This is a genomic window from Serratia sp. CY32780 (genome assembly GCF_052169135.1).
GTDB lineage: Bacteria > Pseudomonadota > Gammaproteobacteria > Enterobacterales > Enterobacteriaceae > Serratia > Serratia sarumanii.
Genome location: NZ_JBJNLI010000001.1, coordinates 447,216 through 461,083, shown reverse-complemented (window position 1 = coordinate 461,083; position 13,868 = coordinate 447,216). Strand labels below are relative to the sequence as shown.

Annotated in this window: 12 protein-coding genes; 9 read left to right on the top strand and 3 right to left on the bottom strand. The window is 62.4% G+C overall.

Going from position 1 to position 13,868, the window contains the following annotated elements; translation table 11 throughout:
- Window positions 1-39 precede the first annotated feature (39 nt).
- The 7 genes from ACJ8HH_RS02290 to ACJ8HH_RS02260 all read left to right on the top strand — a co-directional run bounded on the left by ACJ8HH_RS02290 (window position 40) and on the right by ACJ8HH_RS02260 (window position 8,344).
- A complete protein-coding gene (locus ACJ8HH_RS02290; protein ID WP_060418316.1) occupies window positions 40-669 on the top strand; it encodes a response regulator transcription factor in 630 nt (209 codons plus the stop codon).
- The gene (locus ACJ8HH_RS02285) at window positions 669-2,210 is read left to right on the top strand and encodes an MASE1 domain-containing sensor histidine kinase (RefSeq protein ID WP_060418315.1); all 1,542 of its coding nucleotides are present in this window, start codon (window positions 669-671) and stop codon (window positions 2,208-2,210) included. Before ACJ8HH_RS02290 ends, ACJ8HH_RS02285 begins: the two co-directional genes overlap by 1 nt.
- A 60-nt stretch (window positions 2,211-2,270) precedes the next feature.
- A complete protein-coding gene (gene uhpC, locus ACJ8HH_RS02280) occupies window positions 2,271-3,599 on the top strand; it encodes an MFS transporter family glucose-6-phosphate receptor UhpC (RefSeq protein ID WP_268258858.1) in 1,329 nt (442 codons plus the stop codon).
- Window positions 3,596-4,627 (top strand): ABC transporter substrate-binding protein, encoded by a 1,032-nt coding sequence (locus tag ACJ8HH_RS02275; protein WP_033647097.1) that lies wholly within the window; start codon window positions 3,596-3,598, stop codon window positions 4,625-4,627. Before uhpC ends, ACJ8HH_RS02275 begins: the two co-directional genes overlap by 4 nt.
- Before the next feature lie 67 nt (window positions 4,628-4,694).
- A complete protein-coding gene (locus ACJ8HH_RS02270; protein WP_033647100.1) occupies window positions 4,695-6,773 on the top strand; it encodes an ABC transporter permease in 2,079 nt (692 codons plus the stop codon).
- A gap of 11 nt (window positions 6,774-6,784) precedes the next feature.
- Entirely contained in the window at window positions 6,785-7,831 is a 1,047-nt protein-coding gene (fbpC, locus tag ACJ8HH_RS02265; protein ID WP_033647102.1) for a ferric ABC transporter ATP-binding protein, read from the top strand.
- 246 nt (window positions 7,832-8,077) lie between these two features.
- On the top strand, window positions 8,078-8,344 hold the full coding sequence (locus ACJ8HH_RS02260) for a hypothetical protein (RefSeq protein WP_004939738.1): 267 nt from the start codon (window positions 8,078-8,080) through the stop codon (window positions 8,342-8,344).
- A gap of 41 nt (window positions 8,345-8,385) precedes the next feature.
- On the opposite strand, the gene dusC is transcribed toward ACJ8HH_RS02260, so the two are convergent.
- From dusC to rhlE, 3 genes are all read right to left on the bottom strand, one after another.
- On the bottom strand, window positions 8,386-9,318 hold the full coding sequence (gene dusC / locus ACJ8HH_RS02255; RefSeq protein WP_033647104.1) for a tRNA dihydrouridine(16) synthase DusC: 933 nt from the start codon (window positions 9,316-9,318) through the stop codon (window positions 8,386-8,388).
- 84 nt (window positions 9,319-9,402) lie between these two features.
- Window positions 9,403-10,362 carry a D-2-hydroxyacid dehydrogenase family protein gene (locus tag ACJ8HH_RS02250; RefSeq protein WP_048321350.1) on the bottom strand — a complete coding sequence of 320 codons (960 nt, stop codon included), beginning with the start codon at window positions 10,360-10,362 and terminating at the stop codon, window positions 9,403-9,405.
- Window positions 10,363-10,476: 114 nt separating this feature from the next.
- Entirely contained in the window at window positions 10,477-11,859 is a 1,383-nt protein-coding gene (gene rhlE, locus ACJ8HH_RS02245) for an ATP-dependent RNA helicase RhlE (protein WP_033653500.1), read from the bottom strand.
- A gap of 297 nt (window positions 11,860-12,156) precedes the next feature.
- Here rhlE and cecR point away from each other — a divergent pair, with 297 nt between their 5' ends.
- Window positions 12,157-12,855, top strand: a complete 699-nt coding sequence (gene cecR, locus ACJ8HH_RS02240; protein WP_041033964.1) for a transcriptional regulator CecR — start codon at window positions 12,157-12,159, stop codon at window positions 12,853-12,855.
- 18 nt (window positions 12,856-12,873) lie between these two features.
- A complete protein-coding gene (hlyD, locus tag ACJ8HH_RS02235) occupies window positions 12,874-13,860 on the top strand; it encodes a secretion protein HlyD (RefSeq protein ID WP_033647110.1) in 987 nt (328 codons plus the stop codon).
- The last annotated feature ends 8 nt before the right edge of the window (window positions 13,861-13,868 follow it).

Here is a 13,868-nt window from a genome sequence, read left to right as displayed (position 1 = left end):
GGCATCATAGAGCCATGATTCGGCAACAGAGTGCGAAAAATGATCCGTGTGATACTGGTGGATGACCATGTGGTGGTGCGCTCCGGCTTTGCGCAATTGCTCAGCCTCGAGGACGATCTCGACGTAGTGGGGCAATACAGCAGCGCGGCGGCGGCCTGGCCGGCATTGCTGCGCGACGACGTCAGCGTCGCGTTGATGGACATCGCCATGCCGGATGAAAACGGTCTCAGCCTGTTGAAGCGCCTGCGGGCGCAGAAGCCGCAGTTCCGCGCGATTATCCTCAGCATCTATGACTCCCCCACCTTCGTGCAAAGCGCGCTGGACGCCGGCGCCAGCGGCTATCTGACCAAACGCTGCGGGCCGGAAGAGCTGGTGCAAGCGGTGCGTTCCGTCGATATGGGCGGCCATTACCTGTGCGCCGACGCGCTGCGGGCGCTGCGCGGCGGCGAGCAGCCGGCCACGGCGCTGGAAGTGCTGACCCCGCGCGAGCGTGAAATCTTCGATCTGCTGGTCAAAGGCGACAGCGTAAAGGAGATCGCTTTCAGGCTCGCGCTCAGCCATAAAACGGTGCACGTGCATCGCGCCAACGTCCTGGGCAAGCTGCAGTGCAACAGCACCATCGAGCTGGTGCATTTCGCCCTCGACCATCAGCTGCTGGCGGGGCATTGATGTCGCCCAAACTCCGGCCCTGGGTTATCTCGCTGTTTATCCTGTTGGCCTGGGGCAGCGGCTGGCTGATGCTATGGACGCTTGGTTTCTATCTGACCCACAACGGCAATCAGGCGGCGCTGTTTCTGCCGCACGGCGTCTATCTCGCGCTGCTGATCCTGCTGGCGCGCCGCTATTGGCCCGCCCTGATAATTCCGCCGGTGCTGTTGCTGTTCTGGCTGCACGGCGAACGCCTGCTGAGCGGCTACGGCCTGCTGGCCGCGCCGTTTATCACCCTGCTTCCGGCCGCGGTCGCGCAACGACTCTGGCACCGTTTTCCGCTCTACTGGCAGCGGCTGACGCTGCTGCTGGCTGCGGTGACCGCCGCCTCGCTGCTCAATACCACCCTGCTTTCGCCGTTTGTGCCAAGCCCGGCGATGCTGCTTGGCCTGGCGTCGTTTACCGGCGGCGTCTTGCTGACCCCGTTCGTCTATCTGATCTTTGAATTTCTGCGCCAGCAGCACCGTTACCACCTGCTGGGGCTGGACACCCCCAACCCGCCGCTGCGCGCGTCCTTAATCATCTGGTGCAGCCTGTTCTTCGTTATCGGCATCGGCACGCAGATGGTGCTGTCGCCGGAAATCGAACGCCTGCTGCTGATCGTGGTGTTTCTGCCGAACGTGGTGATGGCGTGGAAGTTCGGCTGGCAGGGCGGCGTGCTGTCCGGCCTGCTCGGCAGCATGATGATCACCCTCGCCCGGCAGGTCGGCGTGGGGTTCGGCAATCTGGTCGAGCTGGAAATCTTTCTGGCGACGCAGGCGCTGCTCGGCATCGGCCTGGGCATCGCCATCAGCCGCCAGCAGCACCTGGCGCAAAACCTGCACCACTATCAGCGTCGCCTGGAAGAAGAGCTGGCGGCGCGGCGGGCGCTGACCGAAAAACTGATCCACACCGAAGAAGACACGCGGAAAAATCTGGCGCGCGAGCTGCACGATGAAATCGGCCAGAACATCACCGCGATTCAAATCCAGTCGCAGCTGGTCAAACGGGCGCGCGATCCGGCGCAAACCCAGGCCGCCGCGCACCAGATAAGCGAGCTCGCCCGGCGCATTCATCACTCCACGCGCCAGCTGCTGCGCCAGCTTCGCCCGCCCGCGTTGGACGAGCTGGCGTTCAAAGAGGCGCTTCACCACCTGCTGAGCGAATTCGCCTTTGCCGAACGGGGCATCCGCTGCCGTTTCGACTACCGACTCATAGACACGCCCGCCGGCGAAACGGTGCGCTTCACCCTCTACCGGCTGCTGCAAGAGCTGCTCAACAACGTGTGCAAACACGCCGAAGCCAGCGAGGTCGCCATCGTCTTGTATCAACAGGGCGCGCTTTTGCACCTCGAGGTGCGGGACAACGGCATCGGCATCCGCGCAGACAAGGCGCCCGGCCTCGGCATTCAGGGGATGCGCGAGCGGGTCAGCGCGCTGGGCGGCGAGCTGACGCTGGAAACGCATTGCGGCACGCGGGTAATTGTTAACCTGCCCACAAATTTGCAACAAACCATCGACTAACTAGGAAAAAGTCTTAGCCACTCCGGACTTTCTCTCATCCCCTTTCCCTTTCACCTTCTTATAGTCAGCACCAGGGAGGCGGCTATGCAGGCACGCTCGGCATCTGAAATCGATCATCGTTACCGCGCGCTGCGCCCGCGACTGCTGCTGTACATGGTCATCGGGTACGCCGCCTTTTACCTGACGCGCAAAAGCGTGAATTACGTGCTGCCGGCGCTGCAAACGGATTTGGGGCTGGATAAAGGGGACATCGGCCTGCTCGGCTCGCTGTTTTACCTGAGCTACGGCCTGTCGAAATTCGCCGCCGGACTGTGGCACGACGGCCACGGGCAGCGCAGATTTATGGGGATCGGCCTGTTCGCCACCGGCTTGCTGGACGTGGCGTTCGCCTTCGGCGAATCGCTGACGCTGCTGCTGGCGGTCTGGGCGCTGAACGGCTTCTTTCAGGGCTGGGGCTGGCCGCCCTGCGCGCGGCTGCTGACCCACTGGTATTCGCGCAACGAGCGCGGCTTCTGGTGGGGCTGCTGGAATATGTCGATCAACCTCGGCGGCGCGATCGTGCCGCTGATCAGCGCCTTCGCCGCCCAGCGCTGGGGCTGGCAGGCGGCGATGCTGATCCCGGGCGCCGTCAGCATGGTGTTGGGCATCTGGCTCACGCGGCGGCTGACGGGCACGCCGCAGGAAGAAGGCCTGCCGTCGGTCGGCCGGTGGCGCCACGATCCGCTGGAACTGCGCCAGGAACAGCAAAGCCCGCCGATGGGGCTGTGGCAGATGTTGCGCACCACGATGCTGAAGAACCCGATGATCTGGCTGCTCGGCGTCTCTTACGTGCTGGTCTACCTGATCCGCATCGCGTTGAACGACTGGGGCAATCTCTGGCTGACGGAAAGCCACGGCGTCAACCTGCTCAGCGCCAACGCCACGGTGATGCTGTTCGAGGTAGGCGGCCTGCTCGGCGCGCTGTTCGCCGGCTGGGGCTCGGATTTGCTGTTCGGCGGGCAGCGCGCGCCGATGATTTTGCTGTTCACGCTCGGGCTGATGGTTTCCGTCGCCGCGCTATGGCTGGCGCCGGTGCATCACTACGCGCTGCTGGCGGGCTGTTTCTTTGCGGTGGGTTTTTTTGTCTTCGGCCCACAGATGCTGATTGGCCTCGCCGCCGTGGAATGCGGGCACAAAGGCGCAGCGGGCTCCATCACCGGTTTTCTCGGCCTGTTCGCCTACCTGGGGGCTGCACTGGCGGGCTGGCCGCTGTCGCAGATCATCGAAGGCTACGGCTGGTCAGGCATGTTCAGTTTGCTGTCGATCGCCGCCGTTCTTATGGGTTTATTGCTGATGCCGCTGCTGATGGCGAGCGTTACCACCTCTACCGAGAGAAGGATAAAACAATGAAAAAAACCTTAGTCACTACCCTGATAGCTTCCGGCATCGCGCTGGCCACGCTGAGCGGCGCCGCGCACGCCAAGGGCCGCCTGGTGGTCTACTGCAGCGCCACCAATGAAATGTGCGAAGCGGAAACCAAAGCCTTCGGCGAGAAATATGACGTGAAAACCTCGTTCATCCGCAACGGCTCCGGCAGCACGCTGGCGAAAGTGGACGCCGAGAAGAAAAACCCGCAGGCGGACGTCTGGTACGGCGGCACGCTCGATCCGCAATCCCAGGCCGGTGAAATGGGGCTGCTGCAGCCATATAAATCGCCAAACCTCGAACAGGTGATGCCACAATTCCGCGATCCGGCGAAGCTGAAAGGCAACTACTCCTCGGCGGTCTACGTCGGCATTCTCGGCTTTGGCGTCAATACCCAGCGCCTGAAAGAGAAAAACCTGCCGGTGCCCAAGTGCTGGAAAGACCTGACCAAGCCGGAATACAAAGGCGAGATTCAAATCGCCGATCCGCAGAGCTCCGGCACCGCCTACACCGCTCTGGCGACCTTTGCCCAGCTGTGGGGGGACGATCAGGCGTTCGATTACCTCAAGCAGCTGAACGCCAACGTCTCGCAGTACACCAAGTCCGGCATTGCCCCGGCGCGCAACGCCGCCCGCGGCGAAACGGCAATCGGCATCGGTTTCCTGCATGACTACTCGCTCGAAAAGGAACAGGGCGCGCCGCTTGAGCTGATCTCGCCTTGTGAAGGCACCGGCTACGAAATCGGCGGCGTCAGCATCCTCAAAGGCGCGCGCAACCTCGACAACGCCAAGCTGTTCGTGGATTGGGTGCTGTCGAAAGAGGCGCAGGAACTGGCATGGCAGAAAGGCAAGTCCTATCAGATCCTGACCAATACCACCGCCGCTACCTCGCCGAACTCGCTGAAGCTCGACGATCTGAAACTGATCAACTACGACATGGACAAATACGGCTCGACCGAGGTCCGCAAGGCGCTGATCAACAAATGGGTCAGCGAAGTCAAGATGGGTAAATAAACCCGCATTCTGCGCCTGTTGCCGGGTAAGCCTCACGCCTTACCCGGCCTGAACATCCGGGAAACTTATGTCACATACACATGCTCTCCATCTCGTGAAAAAACGAGATGCGATATTCCTTTGGGTCTTGCTTGGCTGGCTGGCGTTCGCCCTGCTGCCGAGCTGGAGCCTGGATTACGGCCTGCTGGAGTCCACCGGCGATGAAATCCTCGCGGCCTACGGCTGGTCACACCGCAATGTCAGCTGGCTATGGTGCCTGTTGCCGAGCCTGCTGCTGCTTCGCCCCTACGCCCCAGCGGGCGGTGAACGGCGGCGGCGCCACGCGTTCGATGCCGGCTGGGCGCTGCTGTGCATGGCCTTTATCGTCGTCAGCGCCACGGTGGCGGGGCGCGGTTTAGGCTACGCCACCCTGGTACAATTGACCGCGCTGGGCGCCATCATGACGCTGGCGCTGACCCGCCTCGAATGGCTGGGCGGCGACCGTTTCGTTATCGGCGCGCTGGTCACCATCGTGGCGCTGATCGGCGTCTTCATCGTCTGGCCGAGCATCGCGATTTTCATTCCGATGTTCACCGACCAGACGGGTGCGTTCGCGCCGCTGGCGTTTATGAACGTGCTGTCGCAGGCGCATATCGTTCAGGTGATCCTCAACTCCATCGCCCTGTCGATCGCGGTGGGCGCCGGCTGCACCTTCTTCGGCCTGGTGCTGGCGATTTACACCACCCGCATCGCCAGGCGCAGCGCCATTATCGGCCGCATCTTCTCCATCCTGCCCATCGTCACGCCGCCGTTCGTCGTCGGCCTGGGCGTCACGCTGATGATGGGGCGCTCCGGCTACGTCACCGAGTGGATGGTGGCCTGGTTCGGCCTGACCAACACCAACTGGCTGTACGGCTTTACCGGCATCTGGCTGGCGCAGGTGCTGGCGTTCACGCCGATGGCGTTCATGATCCTCGACGGCGCGATCAAGACCATTCATCCTTCGCTGGAAGAAGCCTCCTACACCCTGCGCGCCAGCCGTTGGCAAACCTTTAACGGCGTGTTCGTGCCGCTGCTGAAACCGGCGCTGGCCAACGCGTTTCTGATCGTGGTGGTGCAATCGCTGGCCGACTTCAGCAACCCGCTGGTGCTCGGCGGCAACTTCGACGTACTGGCGACGCAAATCTATTTCTACATCACCGGCTCGCAGCTCGACTATCAGGCCGCCAGCACCCTCGGCGCCTTCCTGCTGCTGTTCTCGCTGCTGGTGTTCTGCATTCAGTACCTGTGGATCGGCAAGCGTTCCTACGTCACCGTGTCCGGCAAATCCTACCGCGGCGACGTACAGCCGCTGCCGGTCACGCTGGTGTGGGGCGTGATCGCGTTGCTGGCGGTGTGGGTAGCCTTTAACGCCCTGCTCTACGGCAGCATTTTCTACGGCAGCTTCACCGTCAACTGGGGGGTGGATTACACGCTGACGCTGGATAACTTCATCAAGCTGTTCGGCCAGGGCATGAGCGACGGCGCGTGGCCTTCGCTGCTCGACACGCTGCTGTACGCCGGGATCGCCGCGCCGATCACCGCCGCCTTCGGCCTGCTGATCGCCTGGATCGTGGTGCGCCAGCAGTTCAAGGGCAAAAAGACCATCGAGTTCACCACCATGCTGTGCTTTGCGGTGCCGGGCACCGTGGCCGGCGTCTCTTACATTCTCGCCTTCAACAGTGCGCCGGTGTACCTCACCGGGACGGCCGCCATCGTGATTATCTCGATGGTGATGCGCAACGTGCCGGTGGGCATTCGCGCCGGGATCGCCGGGCTGGGCCAGATAGACAAATCTCTGGACGAAGCCTCGCTCAGCCTGCGCGCCGGCTCGCTGCGCACCATCACGCACATCCTGCTGCCGCTGCTGCGCCCGGCGATCCTGTCGGCGCTGATCTACAGCTTCGTGCGCGCCATCACCACCGTCAGCGCCATCGTCTTCCTGGTCACCCCCGATACCCGCGTGGCCACCGCATACATCCTCAACCGCGTGGAAGACGGCGAATACGGGGTGGCGATCGCCTACGGTTCAATTCTGATCGTGGTGATGCTGGCGATTATTTTCCTCTTTGACTGGCTGATCGGCGAGGCACGCATCTCCCGTTCAAAAGCCAAAAACCAGGCGTAATGGAGCCCATGATGAGCCAGAAAAATTTCGTTGAACTGCGCAACGTCTCCAAACGGTTCGGCAGCAACACGGTGATCGATAACATCGCGCTCACCATCCCTCGGGGGCAGATGGTGACGCTGCTCGGCCCTTCCGGCTGCGGCAAGACCACCATTTTGCGCCTGGTCGCCGGGCTGGAAAAGCCGAGCGACGGGCAGATATTCATTGATGGTGAAGACGTTACCCATCGTTCCATCCAGCAGCGTGACATCTGCATGGTGTTCCAGTCTTATGCCCTGTTCCCGCACATGTCGCTGGGGGAAAACGTCGGCTATGGGCTGAAGATGCTCGGCATTCCGCGCGCCGAAGCGAAAGCGCGCGTGCAGGAAGCGCTGGCGATGGTGGATCTGGCGGGGTTCGACGATCGCTATGTCGATCAGATCTCCGGCGGCCAACAGCAGCGCGTGGCGCTGGCGCGCGCGCTGATCCTCAAGCCGAAAGTGCTGCTGTTCGACGAGCCGTTGAGCAACCTCGACGCCAACCTGCGCCGCAGCATGCGCGAAAAGATCCGCGAGCTGCAAAAGCAGTTTGATATCACGTCGCTGTACGTCACCCACGATCAGAGCGAGGCTTTCGCGGTCTCAGACACCGTGCTGGTGATGAACAAGGGGCATATCATGCAGATAGGCTCGCCGCAGGATCTCTATCGGCAGCCGGCGTCGCGCTTTATGGCGAGCTTCATGGGGGACGCCAACCTGTTCCCGGCCGGCTTCAGCGCGGACTATGTCGATATCAGCGGCTATCGCCTGCCGCGCCCCGCGCACTTTACCGCCGAAGGCGCCGGCACGGTGGGCGTGCGGCCGGAAGCGATCACGCTGAGCGAGTACGGCGAGGAAAGCCAGCGCTGCGTGATCCAGCATGTCGCCTACATGGGGCCGCAGTATGAAGTCACGGTGGCGTGGCATGGGCAGCAGATTTTGCTGCAGGTTAACGCCACTCGCCTGCAGCCCAACGTCGGCGAACAGTATTATCTGGAAATACACCCCTACGGCATGTTTATGCTGGCGGACGCGGCATAATAAGCATCACTCTTAAGCGTTAGAATAACGGCCATTCCGCATGGAATGGCCGTTAATAACCGCCAAAAAAACCGTATTTATCTATTTTTACAATTCCACCCAAGTCCTTGTTCAATCGAAAAATAAATATAGTCGCATTCATTAGAAAATAACCACCTGGGCCACCAAGGGTGATATTTTTATTTAGATGGGGTAAGCTTAATCCCGCAGTCGAAATTATTTAACGGCCAACTCAAGGAGAAATTCATGAGCAACAATGCAAACGCACAGGCGCAGCTGGATAATTTACGTAACGTCGCTTCCCAGCTGAAGGAAATGCGCCACTATGCGCAGGCGAATACCGAAACGCTCTCCGCACACTGGCTGGCCTTCGATCAGGGGGAATGCAAAAATAAGGCATTCGCCGAAGCCATTAACGACCTGTTGAATAAACAGGGCGCCTGTCTGGAAGGGCTGGAAAAAACCATTCAGGATATCGAGATAGAATTGAACCGTCTCGACAAAGCCGCCTGATAATACCGATTTAAATAAACCCGCCGCGTGCGGGTTTATTTTTAGCTACGGCAGATGACGCGCGCAATATCCCCTGACGTCGTCAGCGCGCGTATTTCGCTGAACAGTTCGCTGGCTTCGTCATATTCTTTACGCAAATAGCCCAGCCACTGTTTGATGCGTGCCACGTGATACAGGCCGGTATCGCCCTGCTTTTCCAGATGGACGTATTTTTGCAGCAGCTCAACCACCTGCGGCCAGGGCATGCGCGGTTCGTTGTACTTCACCACCCGGCTCAGGTTCGGCACGTTGAGCGCGCCGCGCCCCAGCATGATGGCGTCGCAGCCGGTCGCCTGCAGGCAATCCTGCGCGCTCTGGTAATCCCAGATCTCGCCGTTGGCGATCACCGGAATGCTCAGCCGTTGGCGGATCTCGCCGATCGCCGCCCAGTTGATGCGATCCGCCTTGTAGCCGTCCTCTTTGGTGCGGCCATGCACCGTCAGCTCGCTGGCGCCCGCCTGCTGCACCGCATCGGCGATTTCAAAACTGCGGTTGGAGGAGTCCCAACCCAAACGCACCTTCACCGTGACCGGCAGATGGGCCGGCACCGCCGCGCGCATCGCTTTGGCGCCCTGGTAGATCAATTCCGGATCTTTGAGCAGCGTCGCCCCGCCGCCGCTGCCGTTCACCAGCTTGGACGGGCAGCCGCAGTTGAGATCGACGCCGTAAGAGCCCAGCTCCACCGCGCGCGCGGCGTTCTCCGCCAGCCACTGTGGGTGCTGCCCCAGCAGCTGTACGCGCACCAGCGTGCCCGACGGCGTGCGGCTGGCGTGGCGCAGCTCCGGGCACAGCCGGTAGAACGACTTGGCCGGCAGCAGCTGATCGACCACGCGCAAAAATTCGGTGATGCACAGATCGTAGTCGTTCACCTCGGTGAGCAACTCACGCACCAAAGAATCGAGAACGCCCTCCATCGGAGCCAATAATACGCGCATGACCAATCCCAGCTAAAAAAAGACCCGCAATGATACGGGTGAATGCCCGCGCCAGACAAGCCTCTGCGGGCATTAAAAGCGCCGTCAGCCCAGCCGGCGGATCGGTTGGCCGGCGAGGAACGCCGCAATATCCTCGACCGCCTCGGTGAAGTAGGCGCGGTAGTTGTCGTCCGCCACGTAGCCCACATGCGGCGTCGCCAGCACGTTGGGCAGCTGACGAAACGCATCGTCGGCCGGCAGCGGCTCCGTCTCGAACACGTCCAGCCCGGCGCCGGCGATCTTCCGCTGTTGCAGCACGTCCACCAATGCCGCCCGATCGACGATCGCCGCACGCGAGGTGTTGATCAGGTAAGCGGTGGGCTTCATCGCCGTCAATTCGTCACGCCCCACCAGCCCGCGGCTGCGATCGCTCAGCACCAGGTGGATAGAGACAAAATCGCTCTGCTCGAACAACGCCCGTTTGGACGGCGCCAGTTCAGCCCCCTCCTGCGCCGCCCGTTCCGCCGTCAGGTTCTGGCTCCAGGCCAGCACCCGCATGCCGAACGCCTGCGCCACCCGGGCCATCTGGCCGCCGATCTTGCCCAGCCCCAGCAGCCCCAGCGTTTTGCCCTGCAGGGTGACGCCGAGATCCCGCTGCCACGGGCCGTTGTTTTGCAGCCCGACGCTTTCCGGCACGATATGCTTCGCCAGCCCGAGCAGCAGCGCCCAGGTCAGCTCCATCGGCGCCGCCGACCCGCTGCTGGTGCCGCACACCACCACGCCGCGCTCGGCGGCGGCGGCCAAATCGATAGCGGCGTTGCGCATGCCGGAGGTGATCAGCAGCTTCAGCTTCGGCAGCCGCGCCAGCAGCGAGGCGGTCATCGGCGTGCGCTCGCGCATGATGACCAGAATGTCGCACTCCTGCAGATGCACCGCCAGCTCCGCCTCATCGGTAAAGTGCGCGCTGATGGCGGACACCTCCACCCGCTCGGCCAGCGCCGACCAATCCGCCATCTTGAGCGCCACCTGCTGGTAATCATCGAGAATTGCGCACTTCAATTTCATCTCCGTCTCCTGGAATCTAGGGGTAGCCACCGTCCAGCCTAGTACGAAAATGCCTTTCCGCCAGGCAAAAAAAAAGCCGCCCGTATCGGCGGCTTACTCTTAGAGCAATCAGGCTTATTCGGCCGGTTTGCGATTGCGCGGGCGGCGCGAAGGCGCGCCGGAACGGCGCTGGCCGTCACCCTGCGGGCGGGCGTTACCGTTGCCGTTGCCGTTGCCGCGGTTTTCACGCTGGCCGCCGTTCGCGTTACCGCTGCGCTGACCGCCGCCGTTACCGGAACGCTGGCCACCGCCGTTGCCGCGCGGCGCACCGCGCCCGCCACCCTGGCGGCCGTTGATGATCGGCTCGGCCTTGATAGTCGGATCCGGCTCGTAGCCCGGCAGCGCGATGCGTGGAATTTCACGCTTCAGCAGACGCTCGATGTCGCGCAGCAGCTTGTGCTCGTCCACGCACACCAGCGAGATAGCTTCGCCGGTGCGCTCCGCGCGGCCGGTACGGCCGATACGGTGCACGTAGTCTTCCGGCACGTTAGGCAGCTCGTAGTTCACCACGTGCGGCAGCTGGTCGATATCCAGACCGCGCGCCGCGATGTCGGTGGCCACCAGCACGCGGATGCGGCCGTCTTTGAAGTCCGCCAGCGCACGGGTACGGGCGCCCTGGCTCTTGTTGCCGTGGATAGCCGCGGCGGTGATGCCGTCTTTGTTCAGCTGCTCCGCCAGGTGGTTGGCGCCGTGCTTGGTGCGGGTAAACACCAGCACCTGTTTCCAGTCGCCTTCGCCGATCATCTGCGACAGCAGTTCCCGCTTACGCTTCTTGTCGACGAAATGCACGCTCTGTTCGATCTGCTCGGACGCGGTGTTGCGGCGCGCCACTTCTACCGAAGCCGGGTTGTGCAGCAGCTTGTTGGCCAGCGCCTTGATGTCGTCGGAGAAGGTGGCGGAGAACAGCAGGTTCTGACGCTTGGCCGGCAGCTTGGCCAGCACGCGGCGGATGTCGTGGATAAAGCCCATGTCCAGCATGCGGTCCGCTTCGTCCAGCACCAGAATTTCGATTTTGGACAGGTCAACCGCGTTCTGATGTTCCAGATCCAGCAGACGACCCGGCGTCGCCACCAGGATATCGACGCCGCCGCGCAGCTTCATCATCTGCGGGTTGATGCTCACGCCGCCAAACACCACCAGCGAACGCAGGCGCAGGTGTTTGCTGTAGGCATCGACGTTTTCGCCGATCTGCGCCGCCAGCTCACGGGTTGGCGTCAGGATCAGCGCGCGCACCGGGCGACGGCCCTTGACCGGATGGTCATGCTTGCTCAGCAGCTGCAACAGCGGCAGGGTAAAACCGGCGGTTTTACCGGTGCCGGTCTGGGCGCTGGCCATCAGGTCACGACCTTCCAGCACGACAGGAATAGCCTGACGCTGAATTGGCGTCGGTTCGCGATAGCCCTGTTCTTCAACAGCGCGCACAATTTCAGCACTTAAGCCGAGGGTTTCAAATGACATAAAGAGAAAAACTCCAGATCCCCCCTAACCTAACGGTGTTCGGTGCAGTTTCCTGGGAGGATGATCAGACGGGGCATTAAGCATGACCACGAGGGATTGGCACAAACTGCAGTGCACCAGGCGGCGATTGTAACAGAAGTCGCGCAATAAAAAGCACTTTTACGCGTGGAGAGCACAATCTGCCGTAAATTCAGCATTGTCTGAAGCCGATCACATAACTCATTGTGATTAGCGGTTGCGTTTTAAACAATCTGGCATAAAGTTAATCATATGATTGATTAACTTCGAGCGTGACCCATGCCAGCTTCCGTACCTCATCAGGCCGCCGGCCGGGCGCGCGGCGAGCAAGCGCGCCGGCAGCTGCTCGCCGCGGCGACCGACCTGTTCGGCGAATATGGCCTGCAGGGCGCCACCACCCGCGATATCGCCCAGCGCGCCGGCCAGAACATCGCCGCCATCACCTATTACTTCAGCTCTAAAGAGGGGCTGTACCTGGCCGTGGCGCAGTCGCTCGCCGATTTCATCCAGCAGGCGTTCGCCCCGCTGGCCGAAGAGGTCGATCGCTTCTGGCAACAGCCCGTCGCGCAGCGCTCACCCGACGCGGCGCTGCGTTTGCTGCAGCGTGGCCTGCTGGCCTTCAGCGAACTGATGACCCAGCCGCACACGCTGAACCTGAGCAAAATCATGTCGCGCGAACAGCTCGCCCCGACCGACGCCTACCCGCTGATCCACAGCCAGGTGATCGCGCCGATGCACGAGCGGCTGTGCCGCCTGCTGGCGGCCGCCACCGGCATCGACGAACGCGCCCCCCGCCTCGTGCTGCATACCCATGCGCTGATCGGCGAGGTGCTGTCGTTCCGCGTGGCGCGCGAAACCATCCGCCGTCAGGCCGGCTGGCAAGAGATTGGTGAGGGCGAAGCGGCGCAAATCGCGGCGGTGCTGAGCGAGCATATCGAGATTCTGGTTGTTGGGCTGCGCCAACGTCACGGCGCGTAAATTCAGGCAGGGAGTGTTATGAACAAAAAACGCAGTGCCTTGATCGTGTTGTTAATTCTGCTGATCGCGGCCGCCGCTTACGGGGTATGGCATTACCAACAGCAGCAGGATAAGCCGCTGACGCTGTATGGCAACGTCGACATCCGCACGGTGAACCTCGGCTTTCGCGTCGACGGCCGCCTGGCGTCGCTGACGGTGGATGAAGGCGATGCCGTTCAGCCGGGCCAGCTGCTCGGTAAGCTGGACGACGCCCCCTACCGCAACGCGCTGCAGCAGGCCGAAGCCAACGTCGGCAGCGCGCGCGCCAAGCTGTCGTTGCTGCAGGCCGGTTACCGCGCCGAAGAGATCGCCCAGGTACGGTCGGAAATGGCGCAGCGCCAGTCCGCCTTCGCCTACGCCGACAGCTTCCTGAAGCGCCAGCAGGGGCTGTGGGCGAAAAACGCCACCTCCGCCGACGCGCTGGAGGATGCGCGCACCGCCCGCAATCAGGCGCAGGCCAACCTGCAGGCGGCGAAAGACAAGCTGTCGCAATACCGCAGCGGCAACCGCCCGCAAGAAATCGAACAGGCTAAGGCCGACGTGGCGCAGAGCGAGGCGGCGCTGGCGCAGGCACAGTTGAACCTGCAAGACGCCACGCTGGTTTCCCCTTCCGCCGGCACGGTGCTGACCCGCGCGGTGGAGCCGGGCACCATGCTCGGCGCCGGCGGCACGGTCTTCACCCTGTCGCTGACCCGGCCGGTGTGGGTGCGCGCCTACGTCAACGAAACCAGCCTGAGCCAGGCGGTGCCCGGCACCGAACTGGAGATCTACACCGACGGCCGCCCCGGCAAGCCTTATCACGGCAAGATCGGCTTCGTCTCGCCGACCGCCGAATTCACGCCGAAAAGCGTTGAAACGCCGGATCTGCGCACTGATCTGGTGTACCGCCTGCGGGTGATCGTCACCGACGCCGACGACGCGCTGCGCCAGGGCATGCCGGTCACCTTGCGCTTCGCCAAACCCTGAGGCCGGCC

Bases quoted from the DNA above. Each gene is read 5' to 3' on its own strand.
- rhlE (WP_033653500.1), bottom strand. From the start codon at position 11,859: ATGTCATTTGAAACCCTCGGCTTAAGTGCTGAAATTGTGCGCGCTGTT.
- cecR (WP_041033964.1), top strand. From the start codon at position 12,157: ATGCCAGCTTCCGTACCTCATCAGGCCGCCGGCCGGGCGCGCGGCGAG.
- dusC (WP_033647104.1), bottom strand. From the start codon at position 9,318: ATGCGCGTATTATTGGCTCCGATGGAGGGCGTTCTCGATTCTTTGGTG.
- ACJ8HH_RS02270 (WP_033647100.1), top strand. From the start codon at position 4,695: ATGTCACATACACATGCTCTCCATCTCGTGAAAAAACGAGATGCGATA.
- hlyD (WP_033647110.1), top strand. From the start codon at position 12,874: ATGAACAAAAAACGCAGTGCCTTGATCGTGTTGTTAATTCTGCTGATC.
- ACJ8HH_RS02260 (WP_004939738.1), top strand. From the start codon at position 8,078: ATGAGCAACAATGCAAACGCACAGGCGCAGCTGGATAATTTACGTAAC.
- ACJ8HH_RS02275 (WP_033647097.1), top strand. From the start codon at position 3,596: ATGAAAAAAACCTTAGTCACTACCCTGATAGCTTCCGGCATCGCGCTG.
- ACJ8HH_RS02250 (WP_048321350.1), bottom strand. From the start codon at position 10,362: ATGAAATTGAAGTGCGCAATTCTCGATGATTACCAGCAGGTGGCGCTC.
- ACJ8HH_RS02290 (WP_060418316.1), top strand. From the start codon at position 40: ATGATCCGTGTGATACTGGTGGATGACCATGTGGTGGTGCGCTCCGGC.
- ACJ8HH_RS02285 (WP_060418315.1), top strand. From the start codon at position 669: ATGTCGCCCAAACTCCGGCCCTGGGTTATCTCGCTGTTTATCCTGTTG.
- fbpC (WP_033647102.1), top strand. From the start codon at position 6,785: ATGAGCCAGAAAAATTTCGTTGAACTGCGCAACGTCTCCAAACGGTTC.